20 protein-coding genes and 1 tRNA gene are annotated in these 17134 nt (G+C 71.4%); 3 read left to right on the forward strand and 18 right to left on the reverse strand.

Translation table 11 applies throughout. The features are described 5' to 3' along the window. Window positions 1-19: 19 nt before the first annotated feature. The 4 genes from ACIGHB_RS05055 to ACIGHB_RS05070 form a co-directional block, all read right to left on the reverse strand. A complete protein-coding gene (locus ACIGHB_RS05055) occupies window positions 20-1381 on the reverse strand; it encodes an AAA family ATPase (protein WP_399909645.1) in 1362 nt (453 codons plus the stop codon). Continuing rightward, window positions 1378-1887: a hypothetical protein gene (locus tag ACIGHB_RS05060; RefSeq protein ID WP_399909647.1), complete on the reverse strand. Its 510-nt coding sequence runs from the start codon at window positions 1885-1887 to the stop codon at window positions 1378-1380. The genes ACIGHB_RS05055 and ACIGHB_RS05060 overlap by 4 nt, the downstream gene beginning before the upstream one ends. Then, a complete protein-coding gene (locus ACIGHB_RS05065) occupies window positions 1884-2507 on the reverse strand; it encodes a DUF6907 domain-containing protein (RefSeq protein WP_399909649.1) in 624 nt (207 codons plus the stop codon). Before ACIGHB_RS05065 ends, ACIGHB_RS05060 begins: the two co-directional genes overlap by 4 nt. 123 nt (window positions 2508-2630) lie before the next feature. Continuing rightward, window positions 2631-2849 carry a helix-turn-helix transcriptional regulator gene (locus tag ACIGHB_RS05070; protein WP_399909651.1) on the reverse strand — a complete coding sequence of 73 codons (219 nt, stop codon included), beginning with the start codon at window positions 2847-2849 and terminating at the stop codon, window positions 2631-2633. A gap of 92 nt (window positions 2850-2941) precedes the next feature. Here ACIGHB_RS05070 and ACIGHB_RS05075 point away from each other — a divergent pair, with 92 nt between their 5' ends. Continuing rightward, on the forward strand, window positions 2942-3469 hold the full coding sequence (locus ACIGHB_RS05075; protein WP_399909653.1) for a helix-turn-helix domain-containing protein: 528 nt from the start codon (window positions 2942-2944) through the stop codon (window positions 3467-3469). Then, entirely contained in the window at window positions 3462-4820 is a 1359-nt protein-coding gene (locus ACIGHB_RS05080) for a tyrosine-type recombinase/integrase (RefSeq protein WP_399909655.1), read from the forward strand. Before ACIGHB_RS05075 ends, ACIGHB_RS05080 begins: the two co-directional genes overlap by 8 nt. A gap of 19 nt (window positions 4821-4839) precedes the next feature. On the opposite strand, the gene ACIGHB_RS05085 is transcribed toward ACIGHB_RS05080, so the two are convergent. Next, the gene (locus tag ACIGHB_RS05085) at window positions 4840-5331 is read right to left on the reverse strand and encodes a YajQ family cyclic di-GMP-binding protein (protein WP_031009290.1); all 492 of its coding nucleotides are present in this window, start codon (window positions 5329-5331) and stop codon (window positions 4840-4842) included. A 183-nt stretch (window positions 5332-5514) separates the two neighbouring features. On the opposite strand from ACIGHB_RS05085, the gene ACIGHB_RS05090 reads away from it, so the two are divergent. Beyond that, window positions 5515-5596: transfer RNA gene (locus tag ACIGHB_RS05090), tRNA-Tyr, on the forward strand. 152 nt (window positions 5597-5748) lie between these two features. On the opposite strand, the gene ACIGHB_RS05095 is transcribed toward ACIGHB_RS05090, so the two are convergent. From ACIGHB_RS05095 to ACIGHB_RS05155, 13 genes are all read right to left on the reverse strand, one after another. Continuing rightward, window positions 5749-7134 (reverse strand): tyrosine-type recombinase/integrase, encoded by a 1386-nt coding sequence (locus ACIGHB_RS05095; protein ID WP_399909657.1) that lies wholly within the window; start codon window positions 7132-7134, stop codon window positions 5749-5751. Continuing rightward, window positions 7131-7337: a helix-turn-helix transcriptional regulator gene (locus ACIGHB_RS05100; protein ID WP_381614791.1), complete on the reverse strand. Its 207-nt coding sequence runs from the start codon at window positions 7335-7337 to the stop codon at window positions 7131-7133. Before ACIGHB_RS05100 ends, ACIGHB_RS05095 begins: the two co-directional genes overlap by 4 nt. A 451-nt stretch (window positions 7338-7788) precedes the next feature. Next, window positions 7789-9264, reverse strand: coding sequence for an ATP-binding protein (locus tag ACIGHB_RS05105; RefSeq protein WP_399909660.1), 1476 nt, complete (start codon window positions 9262-9264; stop codon window positions 7789-7791). Window positions 9265-9266: 2 nt separating this feature from the next. Further along, window positions 9267-10079 carry a bifunctional DNA primase/polymerase gene (locus tag ACIGHB_RS05110; RefSeq protein WP_399910442.1) on the reverse strand — a complete coding sequence of 271 codons (813 nt, stop codon included), beginning with the start codon at window positions 10077-10079 and terminating at the stop codon, window positions 9267-9269. 20 nt (window positions 10080-10099) lie between these two features. Further along, window positions 10100-10825 carry a DNA methylase gene (locus ACIGHB_RS05115; protein WP_399909662.1) on the reverse strand — a complete coding sequence of 242 codons (726 nt, stop codon included), beginning with the start codon at window positions 10823-10825 and terminating at the stop codon, window positions 10100-10102. Between the two features lie 86 nt (window positions 10826-10911). After that, a complete protein-coding gene (locus tag ACIGHB_RS05120) occupies window positions 10912-11316 on the reverse strand; it encodes a hypothetical protein (protein ID WP_399909664.1) in 405 nt (134 codons plus the stop codon). Window positions 11317-11327: 11 nt separating this feature from the next. Further along, complete coding sequence (locus ACIGHB_RS05125) at window positions 11328-11831, reverse strand: hypothetical protein (RefSeq protein ID WP_399909666.1); 504 nt, start codon at window positions 11829-11831, stop codon at window positions 11328-11330. Window positions 11832-12014: 183 nt separating this feature from the next. Further along, window positions 12015-14069 carry a plasmid transfer protein TraB gene (gene traB / locus ACIGHB_RS05130; protein ID WP_399909668.1) on the reverse strand — a complete coding sequence of 685 codons (2055 nt, stop codon included), beginning with the start codon at window positions 14067-14069 and terminating at the stop codon, window positions 12015-12017. Between the two features lie 23 nt (window positions 14070-14092). Continuing rightward, window positions 14093-14668, reverse strand: coding sequence for a plasmid transfer protein TraA (gene traA / locus ACIGHB_RS05135; protein ID WP_399909670.1), 576 nt, complete (start codon window positions 14666-14668; stop codon window positions 14093-14095). A 17-nt stretch (window positions 14669-14685) separates the two neighbouring features. Further along, complete coding sequence (locus ACIGHB_RS05140; protein ID WP_399909672.1) at window positions 14686-15165, reverse strand: hypothetical protein; 480 nt, start codon at window positions 15163-15165, stop codon at window positions 14686-14688. A 59-nt stretch (window positions 15166-15224) separates the two neighbouring features. Further along, complete coding sequence (locus ACIGHB_RS05145; RefSeq protein WP_399909674.1) at window positions 15225-16253, reverse strand: DUF2637 domain-containing protein; 1029 nt, start codon at window positions 16251-16253, stop codon at window positions 15225-15227. Continuing rightward, window positions 16250-16561 carry a hypothetical protein gene (locus ACIGHB_RS05150; RefSeq protein ID WP_399909676.1) on the reverse strand — a complete coding sequence of 104 codons (312 nt, stop codon included), beginning with the start codon at window positions 16559-16561 and terminating at the stop codon, window positions 16250-16252. Before ACIGHB_RS05150 ends, ACIGHB_RS05145 begins: the two co-directional genes overlap by 4 nt. A gap of 20 nt (window positions 16562-16581) precedes the next feature. After that, entirely contained in the window at window positions 16582-16845 is a 264-nt protein-coding gene (locus ACIGHB_RS05155; protein ID WP_399909678.1) for a DUF6284 family protein, read from the reverse strand. Window positions 16846-17134: the final 289 nt, after the last annotated feature.

Below are 17134 nucleotides of genomic sequence, written 5' to 3' on the forward strand. Positions count from 1 at the left end.
GCGGTCGCCTCGATCGGTGTCAGCAACTGGGGTGCGTGGTCTCGCCGGTAGTGGCGTGCACGGGGTCGAGGGGGGTCCGGCAGACCGTGCACACGACCGGTTCAGGTGTCACGGTGGGTGACTGTGCGGGGGAAGGTGACGGCGAAGATGACGAAGGAGACGAAGAAACCGAGCTTGGTTGGGCCGTCATCTTCGTCATCTTCGGGTCGTCTTCGGTGTCGTCGGTAACGCTGAGTGCCCAGACCCAGCCCTTGCCGAAGCCGGACTTCTGGGACGTGACGCCGGCCTTTGAGCGGGCCCGCTGGATGGTGTGCTTGGCGAAGCCGTCCTTCTCGGCGGCCTTGATGACGTCCCCTGCGGACGCCTCGCCGCCGTTGTCCCGCATGTAGTCGACGAGCCAAGCGACGGCCTCGTCGCGCTCGCCGCGGTCGGGGTCGCTGCCCTGCGCGAGAATGTCCTGCACGCTGCGGGTGGACTGGCCGAGGAACACGAACCGGCCGACGTACGCCGGGCCCTTCTTCGTGGGGACCTCGGCGGACTCGATGTTGTAGGCGAGCGACGGGAGGTCGGAGCGGCCCAGGCTGTTCTTCGCCTGAGTCATCACGCGGCATTCGTTGTCGTCGTCGCGGGCGAATCCGAACACCGCTCGGGGCACGTTCTTGAACGCGCCGGATCCGGTGATGAGTGAGGCGGGGTCGGTGCCCGCGCCCTTGCCGAAGTGGGCGATGCCGAGGAGGACGGCGCCGGTGCGGTCGGCCATGCGGGCGAGCGGGTCGAGGGCGGTCCGCACGTCGCGTTCGCGGTGGGTGTCGATGCCCTTGCCGATGCACGACATGAGCGGGTCGAGGACGACCAGCGCCACGCCGTGTTCCTTGATGGCGGCCTCCATGAGGGAGTTGTCCTGGGGGAGGCTGAGGGTGGTCTCGCCGTACTCGGCTTCGACGGCCTCGACCCGGTAGACGAGATCGAGGTCGGCGCCGGCGCCGATGAGGCGGGGGACGATGGTCTGCTTCCACGAGTCCTCGACGGCCACGTAGAAGACGGCCCGGGGCTTGCCCTGGAAGTTGCCGGGCAGGGTGCCGCGGGTGACGTGTGCGGCCATCCACATGCCGAACGACGACTTGCCGGTGCCCTCGCGGCCGGCGGCGACGGACAGAGCGCCGGCGGGTACGCGGCCCTCGCCGTCGTCGAGCCACGCCCACACGACCGGCTCGGGCTCGATGTCCGATGCGCGGGTGAGGCGGAGCGTGCGCCGGGGCGCCGCCGGGGTGTCGAGGTCGCCCCAGTCGACGCCGTCAGCGCCTGAGTCGGGGAGGCCCGAGAGCCCCGCCGCCAGGATACTGGCGGGCGGCAGGGTCTCGGGGTTGTACGAGGTGGTCACGCGGTGGCCTCCTGGCCGAAGACGAGGTAGCGGCCGGGCTGGCCGGGGATGCGGATGGGGGGCCATCCCCGGGTTGCGCGGAGCTGGTGCGGGGTGCGGTTGCTGGCCCGGTCGGCTGCGGCCCGCCGCTCGTCGGCGGTCTGCCGGGCGGCGAGGGAGCGGCCGAGGGTGGCGGCGTGCGCGTTGGCGTCGGCGGTGATCTCGCGCCACCACGCCTCGGGGTCGTTGTCCATGAGGAAGTCGAGACGCTGCCGTTCGGCCTCGGCCCGGCGGTGCAGCTCGGCCGCCTCCAGGGTCGCGGCGTAGCAGCGCGGGTCCTTGGGGTTGAGCTGCAGCCATTCGGCGCTGCCGTAGGCCGGCCACGTGTCGACGCCGAGGGCGGCCACCTGCGTCTCCGCGCGGAGTGCGGTGATGTCGCCGGGGGTGATGCCCTCGGGTACGGCTCGCAGGGGGCGCCCCCGCCCGGTGTCGACCAGGCGGAGGCGATCCTGCGGGCGGATGGTCACTCGCCCGCCTCGACGTGGACGCGGGCGATGCGGGCGTCCATGTCCTTGTGCCAGGCGGCGACCCGCTCGGGGTCGGCCGGCCGGTCGTCGCGGCTGAGGTCGGCGAGCTGGTCGCGCATCGTCGTCAGCCGGGGCAGGAACGCGTTCATGCGGGCGATGAACCGATCGGTCTCGGCGAGGTCGAGCTCGTGGGTGTCGTCGCCGAGGTCGAGCCACACCTGGGTCTTGATGCCCCAGGTGTCGGGCTCGTCGTTGTGGTGGATGATCCGCGCAGCGAGCGGGATCTTCGGTTCCTGGATGGGCTCGCCCGGCAGCACGTCGGCCGCGATGGTCGGGCCCTGGTGCCAGCCGTCGCCGCTGTCGACGCCGTCGTGGTTGCTGATGCACCAGGTGGGGCAGCCGTAGCGGGCCATCCACGCGGCGCCGCGTTCGGCGGCGGTGGGCTTGAACTTGTCGACGTGCTGGCGCAGCACCGGCACCAGGAGGTCGGCGAGGGTGTCGGCGTCTATGCGGGCGGCGAGCCCGGGGACGTTCGCCAGGACGTTGGCGGCGATCTGCTCGGCCGCCGCCGGGGCGGTGAGGCTGGCGGTCGGGTCGGTGGTGGCCTTACGCTTCGACATTGAAGCTCCTTTCAACGGCGGCGCAACGGGTGGATCAGACCCGCGCCGCCGTTCGGCTGTTCTGGAACAGGTGGTGCTTCAGGCCCCCGGTTACAGGCGTTGGCGCGCCTGCTGGGGGCCGTTTCATGCGGCGATGGTCTGGGAGTCGAGCCACTGCTCGATGTCGTCCCAGCGGGCGCGCAGGTGCCGACCGACCTTGATGAACTTCGGGCCGCCGCCCCGGCTGGACCACTGGTAGACGGTGGCGACCGGGACACCGCAGAAGTCGGCGATCTCGTTGGGCTTGGCGAGCGGACGGCGCGACTGCGCAGGCGGGTTGCGATGAGCGGACGTGCGAGACATGAACACTCCCTGTGCTTCAGGAGCACTGTCTGTGCTTGACTCGATAGTTGCCGACACTTGCCGTCTGTGTCAAGGGATGCTTTCATGTGCTCATGGAGCACACGCAGGAGCAGTTGAATGTGGCCGCGGCGATCCGTGGCCGAGTCAGAGAACTGCGCGGGCGCAGCGGCCTGAAAGCCGCCGAACTCGCAGACCGACTGGTTGAGTTGGGTGTCCCTTGGAACCGGTCGATCGTGGCCAACTTCGAGGCGGGACGCCGGCCCAACGTCTCCGTAGTCGAGTGGCTGGCGCTGGCGCAGGTTCTGAACGTTGCTCCGGTGCACCTGCTGGTTCCCCCGGATGCCCCAAATGACGGCGCCTACGAGGTGACCCCCAACCTGAGCGCCAGCGTCGAGGACGTGCGTGCATGGGTCCGGGGCTACTACCCGATCAAGAGCGACAATCTCGTTCAGTTCAACCGCGAGACGCCGCGAGAGGAGTGGGGGTGGATCCGCCCGCGGCCCTCCGAGGAGCTGGAGGAGCGCCTGCGCGCTGTGCAGTACAACCGTGCCCAGCTGGAAGAGCGTGAGCGGCAGCTCAAGGAAGAACTGAGGGCGCGGTCGGGTGGCGAGGATGGCTGAGGTCTACGACCGCTGGCACCTCTCGCTCCCGCGCGCCACCGCCGAGCCGTGCGCGCAGCACAGCACCAAGACTCAGGCCCTCGTCCCGAGCGCCGGCCACGGCAAGGGCAAGCGCTGGCAGGTGCGTTGGCGGGACGCGAGCGGCAAGCAGTGCAAGGAGAACTTCACCAAGCGCGGCCAGGCCGATACCCGCCGCTCGACCATCGAGGCCGACCTCGCCCGCGGTCTCTACGTCGACCCGTCCGCTGGCAAGGAGAGCTTCCGGGCCGTCGGCGAGAGGTGGCGCACCTCGGCCGTGCATCGCGACGGCACCGCCTCGCGTGTCGAGCGAGCCCTACGGCTGCACGTCTATCCGACGTTCGGGGACCGGCCCATCGTGAGCATCCGGCCCTCCGAGGTGCAGGCGTGGCTCAAGGAGCGGTCGAAGGTGGTCGCCCCCTCGACGCTCCGCACGACGTACGCCTACCTCGTCACGATCATGCACACCGCCGTGCGCGACCGGATCATCGCCATCAATCCGTGCGCCGGCATCAAGGCCCCCGAGGTGCGGCGGGTCGAGATCGTGCCCCTCCACCCCGCGGCTGTCCGCGCGCTCATCGAGGCAGCCCCGGATCGGTACCGTGCCATGGTCCTGCTGGCCGCGGCGTCCGGGCTCCGTCAAGGCGAGGTGTTCGGCCTGGAGGTGGACTGCGTCGACTTCCTCCGACGTGAGGTCGTGGTCCGGCAGCAGCTCGTCACGCCGGACAAGGACGTGGAGGCCGACCCGGAGGAGATGCCCGAGTCCTACCTCGGCGAGCCCAAGACGCACGAGAGCTACCGCACGGTCCCGCTCGTCGGCTCCGCCGTGGACGCGCTCGCCGCGCACCTCCAGCGGTTCCCGGCGGTGCCGGTCGACATCGAGGACCGGACCGACCCGCGCAAGCCGCGGCGCCGGAAAGCGCAGCTCCTGTTCACCAGCGGCCGAGGCGACGTCGTCAAGCGTGCGAGCTGGGCTCACGTCTGGGGCCGGATGGAGACGAAGGCGAACGAGGCCCTGGCGCTGGCGCACGCCAAGGCGTACGCGGCGTGGGTGCAGCGCGGCCGGCCCGAGGGTCAGGAGCCGGCGCCCGTGCGCGTGCCGGACGGCGCGAGCATGCACGACCTGCGGCACTTCTACGCCTCGGCGCTCATCAAGCACCGCGAGAGCGTGAAGACGGTTCAGCGTCGGCTCGGGCACTCCAAGCCCTCGATCACGCTCGACACGTACACGCACCTGTGGCCGGACGACGAGGACACGACGCGGGCCGCCGTTGAGGCCGTCCTCGGCGATGTGCCCGCGTTGTGCCCTGTCGCCCAGTCAGCTACGAGTTAGCGCAGGTCAGACGTTCGTGTCAGCGGTAGTTCACGAACTGGATCGCGAAGTCGAAGTCCTTGCCCTTGAGCAGCGCCTGCACGGCCTGCAGGTCGTCCCGGCTCTTCGAGCTGACCCGCAGCTCGTCGCCCTGCACCTGCGCCTTGACGCCCTTCGGGCCCTCGTCCCGGATGGTCTTCGCGACCTTCTTGGCGTTCTCCTGCGAGATGCCCTCGGTGACCGACGCGAAGAGCTTGTACTCCTTGCCGGACAGCTGCGGCTCACCCTCGACGTCCAGCGACTTCAGCGAGATCCCGCGCTTGATCAGCTTGGACTGGAAGATGTCGAGGATCGCCATGACGCGCTCCTCGCCGTTCGCCTGCATCAGGATCTTCTCGCCCGACCAGGAGATCGAGGCGTTGGTTCCCTTGAAGTCGTAGCGCTGCGAGATCTCCTTCACGGCCTGGTTGAGGGCGTTGTCGACCTCCTGCCGCTCGACCTTGGAGACGATGTCGAAACTGGAGTCGGCCATGACTCGTGGCTCCTTGCTCGGATGCTGTGGGGTACCCCCAAAGCCTAGGGGGTGAGCAACGGCCCGAACCTCTGATCACCCGCCGATCAATCCGGTGGCGAACCACCCCCGGGGATCAGGTATTGTTTACGTCGTTGCCGGGGAACACCGCAGAACAGCGGGGATCCAAGGCAGCGAACCCATGGCGATGTGCCCGAGCGGCCAATGGGAGCGGACTGTAAATCCGTCGGCTTAGCCTACCCAGGTTCGAATCCTGGCGTCGCCACGCTTAATGAACGGCCCCTGATCTGCGGAAACGCGATCAGGGGCCGTTTGCGTGTAAAGGTGTGACCAGGGCGCGACTGTCTCACTCAGTACCGCTCGATACCGCCCTCTACCAGCCTGTGTGGACGGCGCGTGGACGGCCGTCCGGGCCGATCAGACCCTGGCGGGAGCGCCGGCGTGGTGCTGGTTCAGCCGGGCGGAGATCTTGGCGTTCGCGGCCTCGTCGCCGCCCTTCAGGAACTTCGCGTAGACCCGGAACAGGACAGCCACCGAGTGGCCGGCCCGCTGGGCGACGAGCTGGGGCTCCACGCCCGAGCTGAGCCACGTCGAGACGGCTGCGTGACGAAGGTCATACGGCCGCTTGGCGAGCTTCGATTCCTGTTCGGACGGGCTGAGCGCTTCCTGCCGCGCGTTCGCCCAGACCTCGCCGTACCCGCTCTCCTGGACCATCCCGCCGCGGGCGGTCCGGAAGATCCGCCCGTCCTCGTGGGCGCCGTACAGGGTGACGTGCCACCGGAGCTTCGCCACCAGCTCGGGCGGGATCGGAACGTGCCGGACGGCCTTCCGGGTTCGGTGCTTCAGGCCGCGCCGGTCGTGGGCCTCGCCGCTGTCCGTCCAGGAGCTCCCGGACCGTGCCCGGCTCTCCCGGAGCCGGACGAGCCCCCATCCCCGCCGGGGCAGATCGAAGTCCTGGAGCCGGATGCCGACCAGCTCTCCGGGCCGGGCGCCGGCGTAGTACAGGCACCCGAAGAACGCCTCCAGGTGCCGCCCCCGGTCCCCCTGCCGGCCGACGGCGGCGAGGAGCGCGGCGGCCTGCGCCGGATCCGGGACGGCCTCGGGGTCGACCTCTTCCTCGACCCGCTCCGGCGCCTTCCACTTCAGCGCGGCCATGGGGTTCTCGCCCAGCAGCTCGGCGTCCACGGCGATGCCGAGCGCCTGGTGGAAGATGGCCCGCTTCCGCGCGATGACCGATCCGGATGACGTCTTCCCGTCCAGCCGCCGGGCACAGGCGTCCAGCGCCCGGCGGACGAGCATCCGGTCGGAGAGCTGGGAGGTGGGGACGGACTTCCGCTCGACCCACGCGAGGAGCGCGGCGACGTCCGCCGGCGTCTCCTCCTTCCACCGGTTCACGTTGAAGCCCCAGGTGTAGAGCGCGCGGCGAACGGCCTTCTGGTCGCCCATGCCCTTGGTGTCCTTCACCAGGGCGAGCGTCACGGTGGCCATGGCCTCGGCGAGGTTCCGGCGGGTGGAGGCGGGGGAGTGGTCCCACTTCATCTCCACGTAGTTCTTGGCGTGCTCGTACCAGGAGATGTCCTTCGCCTTCTGCACCATCGACTTCGGCAGCCCGCTGTCGACGTCCCAGGGCTCGCCCTCGCGGGTCGCGGTGATGAACTGCGCTCGCCGGCTCTCCGCGAGCCCGAGCGTCAGGAAGGACTCGGAGTGCGGCCGCGTACCGACCTGCCACCGGAGCTGGTACGGCTTGCGGTACGGCCGCTTCCTGATGCTCCAGATTCGTACGGTGTAGCTCCACTCGGTCACGCGGTCTCCAGTTCGTTCAGGAAGGCGTCGAGCACGCTGCGGCGGACCCGCAGGTGCCCGTTGGGCAGGCGCTTCACCTCGGGGCCGTAGCCGCGGTTGCGCCAGCGGTAGTAGGTGGCTCGGGTGATGCCGATCTCGGCGAGGACGTCGGTCAGGGGAAGCCACTCGTCGGCGGGCTGACGGCGGCGGACAGTGCGGGCCATGAGGTCTCCTCTTCCGAGTCACGCGGGTGCATGTGTCCGAGGTGGGGATTTCTGCGTCATCGCGTCATCAGCGTCATTCGGGGCGTTGACCTGCGGTGTTCGGTGACGCAGGGGGTGACGGGCTGCGTCATCGGTGACGGAGCCGTCCGTCACGGGGTGACGCAGGTGACGAACGGTGACGCAGAGATTGAGGCTCTGCGTCACCCCTATTGGCGCAGGTCAGGCCCGGTTTTCGGGGGCGTGGTGACGCAGGTGACGCAGGGTCTTCCTACTTAGGAAAAGTGGGGCCTGTGTTCTGTGGTTGTGCGCGCCTTCAGGCGTGAATGGGGAGCCGCGAAGCGGCACGCCCCTTGGGCGGCGGCAAGCCGCCGAAGAGCAAGAGGAGCACCCGCCCGCGCTGGGCCGGGGGTGCTCCTCTTGCCTGTGCGGGCGGGCCCGCGTCGGGACGGGTCTAGAACGCCGGCTGCTGTTCGTCGGCCGGGGGCTTGGGGCGGGTCATCTCGATGTAGCGGGCCGTCTTGGTGCGGCCCCAGTCGATGAGCACGCCGCGGGCGGCGAGGACGGGCTGGAGGCGCTTGAGGCGGTCGGAGAGGACTTTGCCGGTGGTGGGCCAGCCCTTGGGCAGGGGACGGAACTCCCCCTCGCCGATGTAGAGCTGGGTCAGGCCGTGCAGCCACTCGGCGGAGGTCATGCGGACGTCGGTGCCGGGTTCGATGCCGGCGGCGTGCTTGAGGACGGTCTGGGCGAGGAGGTCGCCCTCGATGACGTCGTCGTTGAGGTCATCCAGACTGGCCCGGTAGGCGTCCAGGGCGCCGAAGTTGCGGGCGGTGTCGAGCTGCGCGCACAGGTGGGCGAAGTCGGCCATGCGCAGGTCGGTCGGGATGTCGGCCTGCGCGGCGCGGACCTCGACGGCGAGGTCGAGGACGGACCCGAGGATCACGGGCAGGGACTGCGCGAACTCCGCCCACAGCTCCGCCTCCGTCCGCCGCACCCGGGGCCGCTCCAGACGAAGGGGGAGGAGGCGTTCGGCGAGGTCGGGACGGATGACGCCGACGTCGATCCCGGTCAGCAGCATCGGCCGGCGGTACCGCGAGCGCACCACGTCGCCGTCGGTGAACAGGGCCCGCTTGATGTTCTCCGCTCCGGTGACGATGCAGCACATCAGGTCCGACAGGTCCGGGCCGAGGTGGGAGAGGTTGTCGAGGCCAGTGATCCATCCGGCGGCAACGGCGGTGATCAGGTTCTCCTCGTCCTTCGGCGCCCGCCGGAGGTCGCCGCTCATGCCCTCAATGATCCGCACCAGCATCTTCCCGGCCGTCGACTTCCCCGCCCCCTGGGGGCCGGTGAGGAACGGGGCCGGGACGGGGACATCGGGGCCCAGGCAGCCCACCAGCCACCCGAGGGCCAGGGACTCCGCGCGGGCGTCGGAGAAGTTGCACAGCCGCATCAGCAGGTCGACGCCCTTGCCGTTCGTGTCCTTGACCGGGAGGGGGAGTTCGCCGGTGAGCTGGGTGCGGCGCCAGCAGACCTCGCGCGGGTCGGGGGTGAGGATGTCCCAGCCGGCGGGGTGGATGCGGACGGACTGGCCGTCGTCGCGGCCGAGGTCGAGCCAGGTGGCGCCGTCGAATCCGGGGGCGACGCGGATGTGGACGGGCTGGACGTCCTCGGTGAGCGCGAGTGCTTCGATCAAGTCGAGTGCCTCCTTCAAGGCGGTTCCGTTGAAGACGCCGTGCCCGTCGCGGAACAGGCCGACCATGAGTTCCTGCCGGTGGCTCCCGGTCGTTCCCTGGGAGCGGATGGGGCGGGCGACGGGGTGGCCGTTGCGCTGGGCGTAGACGGTGCCGTCGACCGTGCGGAAGTAGCGGAAGTTGGCCCGCGCGTAGTCGCTGATGACCTCGCGGGCCGGGTTCTTCTCGTCCTCGGACATCGCTACATCCCCAGAGCCGTGGTGGCGTTCACCCAGGCGGTGGTGCAGTGCCGGGCCGTTTCGCCCTTGGCCTGGGCGGCGGCGAACAGGCGGCCGATGTGGGTCTCGGTGAGGCAGCCGCACCGGCCGTGTGCGGACAGCACCGCCAGGAACGTCCGGTACACCGTGTTGTGGACGCCGCTCTCAGCACTGGTGATCCGCTGTTCGGCCATGGCGATCCCGCGCTCCAGGTAGACCGGCGAGCGGTGCGGGCACTGCCCGCTGCTGGCCGGAGCGGGCACGGTGTCGGCACGGGTCGCCGGGCGGGCGGCGGGCCTCTCCTCGACCAGGGCGTGCACGGCGGCGGGGACGTCGGCCATGGTGCCGGTGCCGGGGCCGAGCCAGCGGGCGTAGGACATGAGCGACTTGATGTCCACGCCCTCGCGGACCTTGTTCACGGACCGGACGGTGCCGGAGTAGATCCAGTGCTCCCCGCGCGTCGTGGACACGGTCGTCGTGGCCGGGAGCGTGGTGCGGGCCCAGGCGACGGCGTCCGGGTTGTCGAGGTCGACGACGGTGACGCCGGCGCCGCCGGGGTGGTAGCCGATGGCCCGTGCCCGTCGCCACGCCATGCCCCACTGGCGGGAGGCGAGCACGCTGGGGTTGGTGGTGGCTGCGGCCCAGCCGTGGCAGGGCCAGGGGCAGAGGCACGGGCCGGGGGTCTTCATGTTCGGCCGGCCGCCGCAGGCGAGGTCGGCGCAGTCTGGGCAGTTGCCGAGGGGGCGCTTGTCGGTGCCCAGGGGCAGGACGGGGAGTCGGCCGTCGGCGAGGGCCATGGCGTTGATGGCGAGGCTGTTCACGCGGCCCTCCTTGCGCGGGCCTGGTTGAGGAAGCAGGCGCCGAGGTAGCGGGAGTAGGCGGGCGGGATGGCCTCGGTCAGTTCCTCGCGGACGTCGGTCCACGTGATGTTCATGGCCTTCTGCAACTCGGGGATCGACGGTTTGCCGCCGCCGTTGCCGTACGGGGCGACGTACGGCCCGTCGTGGTACTCGCCGTGGCGCCAGCCGCGCACGCGACCGAGGTGCTTGGGGTGTTCGAGCTGCGGGGCGCTCCAGCCGCCGAGTTCGAAGTTGCGGTGCCGCAGGACACCGAGCGAGAACATCTCCCCGCACAGCCACACGTCCCGGCGGATGTCCGCCCGCCCGTTGGGCTGCTCGATGACGTACGGCAGCCCGGACGCCTCCAGCAGCTCCCGCGTGGGGGCGACCAGGTCGACGTGCTCGCCTCCCCAGCCGCGGGAGGCGTTGGTGCCGACGGACAGGTTGCACTTGGCCTGGCACGGCGGGGAGGAGTGGACGAAGGAGAACCGTCCGATCTCCCCCGACGCGATCAGGTCGGCGAGGAAGGTGAGGGCGTCGGCCTGGTGGAAGGTGAAGGGGTAGTTCGGGCGCGGGGCGATGTCGACGCCCACCACCTTGAACCCGGCCCAGTTGTAGCCGCGGCTTGCGCCGCCGGCGCAGCAGAACAGATCCAGCAGCCACGGCCTGTCGCCGCGTCGCCGGATCGGGAAGAGATGCGTCATGCTGGATGTCTCCAGTTCTGTGAGAAGTGCTGGAAGGCGAGGGCGGCCCCGGTTCTTTGGCGAGATGGGGGCCGCCCTCGGCGTAGCTAGGCGGGGTTTTGGGACGGGAGGATCCGCCGGTCGATGTGCCGGTGGGTGACGTCCACGTGGTGGCCGTGGGCGTGCAGCGCGATGGCAAGCGTCTCGGCGATGACGACGGAGCGGTGCCGGCCGCCGTAGCAGTGGACGTGTACCTCGATGCGCTGCTCACCCCGCTCGGCGCGGCGCTCGGTGTCGGCGAGCGCCGAGTCGAGAAGGCCGTGGGCGCCGGGGGTGGCGAGGACGTAGGCGGCGACATCGGGGTGCAGTCCGGTGAGCTGCGTGAGGGTGGCGCGGACGGCGGGGTCGTCGGGCGGGTTGTGCAGGGTGGTGGTGTCGACCATGACCGGGGCGGCGGCGGGCGGGGGGTCGTTGTGTCCCGTGCCATAGGAGCTGATCAGGATGCTGGCCACGCGGGCTCTCCTCAGTGGTGGTTGATGGTGCCGTTGGCGCGGCCGAACAGGCCGGTCGCGGTGATGTTCTGCGTGATGTGGGTCGTCGTCCGGCTAGACCCCGGGCCGCCGCCGTTGCCGGTGAGGGCGCGGCGGGCGGTGCGGAGCGCGAGGGGGACGGCGATGACGGTGGCGACGAGGAGGGCGGCGGCGGACCACAGGGCGTGGCTCATGGCGATGAGTCCCGGGGCTGCGTAGGAGAGCCCGATGCCGGCGGCGGCGATCCCGCCGCCGACGGTCGGGGCGAGGAGCGCGGTCGTCTTGGCCCACGCCGGAACCGACCCGACGGAGTGCGTCGGGGTGGGCGGGGTGGGAGTGAGGGTGTAGCCGGTGACGATCCGGCCGTCGGGGAGCTGGACGGACGTGACTGCCGGGAGGGCGGCCGGCGGGGCGGGCACGACGGCGCCGTGCGCGGGGCTGTGGAGCGGGATGGGGTGGTGGATGACAGGGGTGGGGGCGTGGGCGTGGTCGGGCATGGCGGGGCCCTTCTCGGGGTGTGGGTGGGGCCCGTGACTCGGGGTGTCACGGGCCCGGGTGCCTGGTGTCAGGCGTGGGTGTCAGGGGGTGTCAGGCGAGGGTGTCAGGGCGCGTGACACCCGTTCCCGCCTAGGGGTTTGGGTGTCACGGCCCCGTGACGGTGTCAGGGCGTCACGCGGGTGTCAGGCGGCGGCGAGGGCGGGGACGATCCGCCAGCGGCCGGTCTGGTTGGTGGGCTCCAGGCGGCCGTCGAGGGCGGCGTCCTTGAGGCGGGCGGACACCCAGGGGCGGCTGTAGCCGTTGGCCTCGCACCAGTCGGAGAAGTCCTTCGGGCCGACGATCATCCGGCCGTCCATCTCGAACTCCTCCAGCGCCTGCTCGAACAGGATTCGCGCCTCCTCCGGGGAGGGCTTGCGGCCCTGCTCCTGCCCGAAGAGCGGGGCGTCGTCGCCGGGCTCGTCGTCGGGGAGCTCGAAGTCGGGGTCGATGCCGTCGTCCTCGGGGTCGAAGAACACGGGGTCGGTCATCTCCTCGTCCTCCTCGGCATCCACCACCTGAAGCCGCGCGGTGCTGGTCGCCGCGGCGGGGTCGTGGTGGGTGCGGTGGGTGTAGGCGTTGCCGACGGTCGTCGTGGCGGCCTGGACCGTGACCGGGTCCATCGGAGCGCCGTGGGCGGCGGCCCAGTCCGCGAGCTGTTCCATGACGTCCATGGACCGGGTGGTGAACCGGCGGGTCCGCCCGGGGGCGGGGTAGCGGTCCTCCGGGATGCCGGCGGAGACGAGGTAGCAGTACCCGGGGCGCCGGTTCCCCCAAGCGCCGGGGTGGGCGCCGGCGTCGAGGACCGACTCCGGCAGGGCGAATCCCTCGTCGCGCGGGTCGCAGCCGAAGGCGAGAACGGAGGGGAGTGAGGCGCGGGTGCTGGTGCTCATCTGGTCGTAGCTGGGGCGCTGGAGCGAGACGACCAGGGAGACGCCGGCGGCGCGGGCCTCCTGTGCGATCCCGGTGAACGCGTCGTCCCCGAGCGCGCGCAGCGTGTTGGCGGCCTCCTCGAACCACGCGACCAGGAACGCCATGCCCTCACACCCGCACACGCTGCCGTCGGCGCGGCAGGAGTGTGCCGGATCGGTCTGCTTACCGGCGGCCTGGACGGTCCACTGCCGGTAGCGGTGGGCACCCAGCCAGCGCGTCCGGGCCGGGATGGCAGCCTGGAGCGCCTCCACCATGGCTTCCGTGCCGGCGCCGCCCTCCTCGGCCCAGTCGAACGCGGGCAGGAGGGGCCGGAAGTCCTGGAAGGACTTCGGGTCGGACAGCCACACGTTCACGTCCGTCCGGGACAGGATCTCGGTCAGGACGTTCAACGCGCCGTCGCCCTTGCCGGAGCCGGTGCCGCCCGCGATGAGGAGGTGGGTGGCGTTGCGGCCCGCCTCCGGGTCGCCGGGGAGCCAGAGCAGGAGCGGCGAGCCGTCGTCGTACCGGCCGATGACCAGCGGATCCGCGATCGACCCGCCGAGCTGCGACGGCCCGTCGTACTCCACGACCTCACCGAGCATGTCCTCGGGCACGATGACGAGCTCGCCGCGGCGGGCGGAGTCGGCGTTGGGCATGAACCGCAGCGCCGTCGTCGGCAGGTCCAGCGCGGAGGCGAGCCGCGGCAGGACCTTGGAGACGTCGTCGGTGGTCTGCTCGCCCGGCTCCAGCGCGATCTGCGCGGTGACCCGATTCGGCTCCACCTTCGTTGCCCCGATCGCCGCGCGGGCCAGACCGACCTTCTCCAACAGGCCCTTGTCCCCACCGGCCGCGGCCGGGTTGTCGTCGCCGCGGCGCATGGCCATGCGCACGTTCCAGGAGAGGGCGATGACCGGGCCGCCCATGAGGAACAGGTCGTCCAGCGGCCCGGTCGTCGGTCCGGCGAGGCACGCGCCGGTCAGCCACGCCGATCCCGCCGCGACTGTGATCGCAGAGTGCAAGCGCCGCTGGGGGCTGGTGTTGCGGCCGATCCACCACGTCGCCCCCGTGAGGGCGACCGACGCGAGGGTGAGACCGGCGCCGGCGGCTGCGCTGTCGGCCCAGCGCAGGTTGCCGAGGACTCCGGCCAGGCCGGTCCCGGCGACGCCCAGCCACGGCGGCAGGTGGGGCTTGGCGCGGTGGAGCAGGTAGGCGGCGATCGTGCCCCCGGTGGAGCCGCCGGCGCCGTGGCTGTCGAGTACGTCTATGGTCGTGTGCTTGCGTCCGGCCATGACTGGACCTCCCTTCAATCCGGTTACTGCTGGACCCAGTTCATGCGCTGCTGCGCGCGGGGCCGGGCGTGGTGGCGGACCCGGTTGATCTCTTCCTGGTACTCCTGCTGGAACGTCGCGTAGGTCGCGGCGGCGAGCTTGGCTGCGTTGCGCAGCTCGTCGGCCGACTTCTGGAGCTTGCGGGCCACCTTCGCGGCGCGGACGCGGGAGCCGCCGATCCGGCCCTCCGGGTCCGGTACGGCGGCCAGCACGCTCTTCAGGATCTCCGCGCCCATCGCCACCTCGATCGACAGCGCGACGGCGGTGGCGCGAAGGTGATTGCAGTAGGCGCGGACCTGGGCGGGCGAGGAGAAGTCCGGTTCCGGCATGAGGGCCTGGGGGTGCGGCCGGCGCCCGCCCCCGCCGCGGTTGCTGCCGTTGACGGTGGTGCGGTTGACGTTGACGTTTACCGGCGGGACGAAGCTGCCGCCCATCGCGCCGACGAACCCTCCGAGCGCGGCCCCGGCCTGGGCGAACTTGTCGGACTTGTTGCCCCCACCGCCGTTGCCGTTGGTGCGGTTGGTGGTGCGGCGCGCGTTGGGGTTGGGGATCTGAGCCATGACAAGGTCTCCTCAGGTCACTTCGAGCGGCGGACGACGAGCCAGAACACCTGCACAGCCACCGTCAGCCCCGCCCACGCCCAGGCGAGCGGGACCGTGAGCGGGCCGTAGTGGACGGTCGCGGCGGCCCAGGCGGTGGCGAGCGTGGCCAGGGCGGCGGCGGCCAGGAGGCGGCCGGGACGCTCCCCGATCCGCTCCGGGTGCTTCACCCGGGTCCACCACAGGGCCAGCAGCGGAACCGGTGCGGCGGGGGCGAGGACGAACACCACCCACGGCGCGATCAGGTGGATCACGGTGGTGAGGAGGTAGGCGAGGACGGCGTAGGCGGTGGGGGCCCAGGAGGCGCGGTGGCGCCAGGCCCAGCCGCCGGCCGCGCGGGCGAGCCGGGACGACAGCGACGGGCGGGACTCGGAGACGACGACGAACACCGGCGGGGCACCCTTGGTGCCGCGCTGGGTGGGGATGCGGACGGTGGTGGCACCCGGGGGCACCTGCACCGTGCGAGGACGCGAACGACGAACCACGGGAAACTCCCTTGGGATCGGTGAGGTGCGGTTCAGGCGGCGATGGAGCCGGGGTCGGTCTCGCGCAGTTCCTGGTAGCGGGTGGCGACCCAGCCGGTGGACCAGCCGCACAGCTCTGCCGCCTGCCGCACCGGCACGCCGGCGGCGAACGCCGCGGCCACGGTCTGGCGGGCCTGCTCCTCGGGCTGCTTGCCGTTCACGGGCCCGGCGGCGAGGAGCGCGGCGCGTTCACGCTCGGCCCGCTCCACCCGCTCACGCTGTTCACGCGCTGCCTTTTCCATGGCCTCGCGGCGGGCGAGTGCGGCCTTCTCGGCGGCCTCGCGTTCACGGCGTTCACGGATCAGGCGCTGCTGTTCACGCTCGTGTTCATCGCGTTCACGGGCCTCCCGCTCCGCCCGCTCGGCGGCTGCGACCCGGTCCCGCTCCGCCTGCTGCGCGCGCTCCTCGCGCTCGGCCTGTTCACGGGCCAGTGCCGCTTCGTGCTCCCGCTGTTCACGGGCCATCCGGGCGTCGAACTCGCGGCGCTCGCGCTCCCGACGTTCGTCCTCGTCGGCTCGCTTCTGGGCGGCCTGCTCGGCCCCCTCAGCGCGCTGCCTCGCCTCCTGTTCACGGCGCCGACGCTCGGCCTGCTCGCGCTCCTCCAGGGCCGTAACGGCGGCGGTGATGGCGCGGCGGTAGGCCAGTCCGGTCTCTGCCGTGACGATAAGGAGGAGGGGTGCGACCGCGTGCACGGCCACGCCGACCAGGTCTTTCTTGAGGGCGGAGTCGGCCGTGTTCAGGGCGAGGGTCATCAGGCCGGTCATCCAGCGCAGCACCACCGGCCACCTGCCGCCCTGTCCGCCGAGGCGGGCGAGGACGGAGTCGAGGCGGACGACGATGACGACGGCGGCGTCCACGACGAGCGGGAGGATCGGTGCTGTCCACTTCCACCCGTCGGGGGTGTGGGCGCGCATGAGGGGGGTGACGGTGAGGATCGAGTACAGCATCGCGCCGCACACGATCAGCCACGTGCCCACGCTCAGCGCGCGTTCCGCTGAACGGATCTGAACACGCCCGTTCACGACACCGCCCCCGCGTTCACGACCGGCTCCGGCACCACGACCGGGGCGAAGCCGACCAGCTCGATGTCGGCGCCGGCGAAGAGTCCGTGGACCTTCAGGACCCGCGTCCCGCCGCCGCGCTGAACGCGGTGAACGACGGTCGCCGGGTCAATGTTCAGGGCCTCGCGCCATGCCTCGAACGCGCCGAGGTCGTCGTGGAGCGACAGGCACAGCCGTGCCGGGAAGACCGGGGAGAGGTCGACGTTCGGTGCGGGCAGGTGCGAGAACTTCGCGTCCAGCGCGACCAGCGCGGTCAGCGACGTGGCCATGTCCGTGAGCGTGCGGGCGTTCACGCGGCACCGCCCGACTGGGCCGCGGTGCGGTTGGTCAGGTCCCGGCGGGCGGCCAGGACCCGGCGCCGGCGGCGGCGCAGCCGCTGGGCGTCCAGCTCCGTCACCGGCCGGTCCAGGAGCGCGATCTCGACGTCGAGGAGGTCGACCTCCGCGACGATCAGCGGCATCTCCCGCTCGATTGCGTTCAGCTCCGCGTCCGACGGCTCACCGTCGAACGCCAGCGCCTGGGAGGTGGCGGGGAGTGTGATGATGGACTTCATGGGTCGTGCTCCCTTCACAGCAGGGGGTGGAAACGGCCCGTACCGAACCCCCGGTGTTGGAGCACCGGGGGTTCTCGCCGTTGAAGCTCGGGGGTGATCCGGCTCCCCTCGACCCCGCCCGTACGGCGCCCCGCGAACGGGGCCGGACGGGCGGAGGAGGCAACCGGCCGCAGCGGTTCGGCTGCGATTCAGGTGACGCGGTGGGCGCGGCCGCACCGCCGGTCCAGCGGGGGCGGCGCCTGGGTTCTTCGTCGGAACATCGGGACCTCCTCGGCGTCGGGCAACAGGG

It is taken from the genome of Streptomyces sp. NPDC085460 (genome assembly GCF_044541975.1).
Classification (GTDB): Bacteria; Actinomycetota; Actinomycetes; order Streptomycetales; family Streptomycetaceae; genus Streptomyces.

Excerpts from the sequence above, each read along its gene's own strand:
- ACIGHB_RS05065 (WP_399909649.1), bottom strand. The coding sequence starts at position 2,507 with ATGTCGAAGCGTAAGGCCACCACCGACCCGACCGCCAGCCTCACCGCC.
- ACIGHB_RS05070 (WP_399909651.1), bottom strand. The coding sequence starts at position 2,849 with ATGTCTCGCACGTCCGCTCATCGCAACCCGCCTGCGCAGTCGCGCCGT.
- ACIGHB_RS05075 (WP_399909653.1), top strand. The coding sequence starts at position 2,942 with ATGGAGCACACGCAGGAGCAGTTGAATGTGGCCGCGGCGATCCGTGGC.
- ACIGHB_RS05080 (WP_399909655.1), top strand. The coding sequence starts at position 3,462 with ATGGCTGAGGTCTACGACCGCTGGCACCTCTCGCTCCCGCGCGCCACC.
- ACIGHB_RS05085 (WP_031009290.1), bottom strand. The coding sequence starts at position 5,331 with ATGGCCGACTCCAGTTTCGACATCGTCTCCAAGGTCGAGCGGCAGGAG.
- ACIGHB_RS05100 (WP_381614791.1), bottom strand. The coding sequence starts at position 7,337 with ATGGCCCGCACTGTCCGCCGCCGTCAGCCCGCCGACGAGTGGCTTCCC.
- ACIGHB_RS05105 (WP_399909660.1), bottom strand. The coding sequence starts at position 9,264 with ATGTCCGAGGACGAGAAGAACCCGGCCCGCGAGGTCATCAGCGACTAC.
- ACIGHB_RS05110 (WP_399910442.1), bottom strand. The coding sequence starts at position 10,079 with ATGGCCCTCGCCGACGGCCGACTCCCCGTCCTGCCCCTGGGCACCGAC.
- ACIGHB_RS05115 (WP_399909662.1), bottom strand. The coding sequence starts at position 10,825 with ATGACGCATCTCTTCCCGATCCGGCGACGCGGCGACAGGCCGTGGCTG.
- ACIGHB_RS05125 (WP_399909666.1), bottom strand. The coding sequence starts at position 11,831 with ATGCCCGACCACGCCCACGCCCCCACCCCTGTCATCCACCACCCCATC.
- traB (WP_399909668.1), bottom strand. The coding sequence starts at position 14,069 with ATGGCCGGACGCAAGCACACGACCATAGACGTACTCGACAGCCACGGC.
- traA (WP_399909670.1), bottom strand. The coding sequence starts at position 14,668 with ATGGCTCAGATCCCCAACCCCAACGCGCGCCGCACCACCAACCGCACC.
- ACIGHB_RS05150 (WP_399909676.1), bottom strand. The coding sequence starts at position 16,561 with ATGGCCACGTCGCTGACCGCGCTGGTCGCGCTGGACGCGAAGTTCTCG.
- ACIGHB_RS05155 (WP_399909678.1), bottom strand. The coding sequence starts at position 16,845 with ATGAAGTCCATCATCACACTCCCCGCCACCTCCCAGGCGCTGGCGTTC.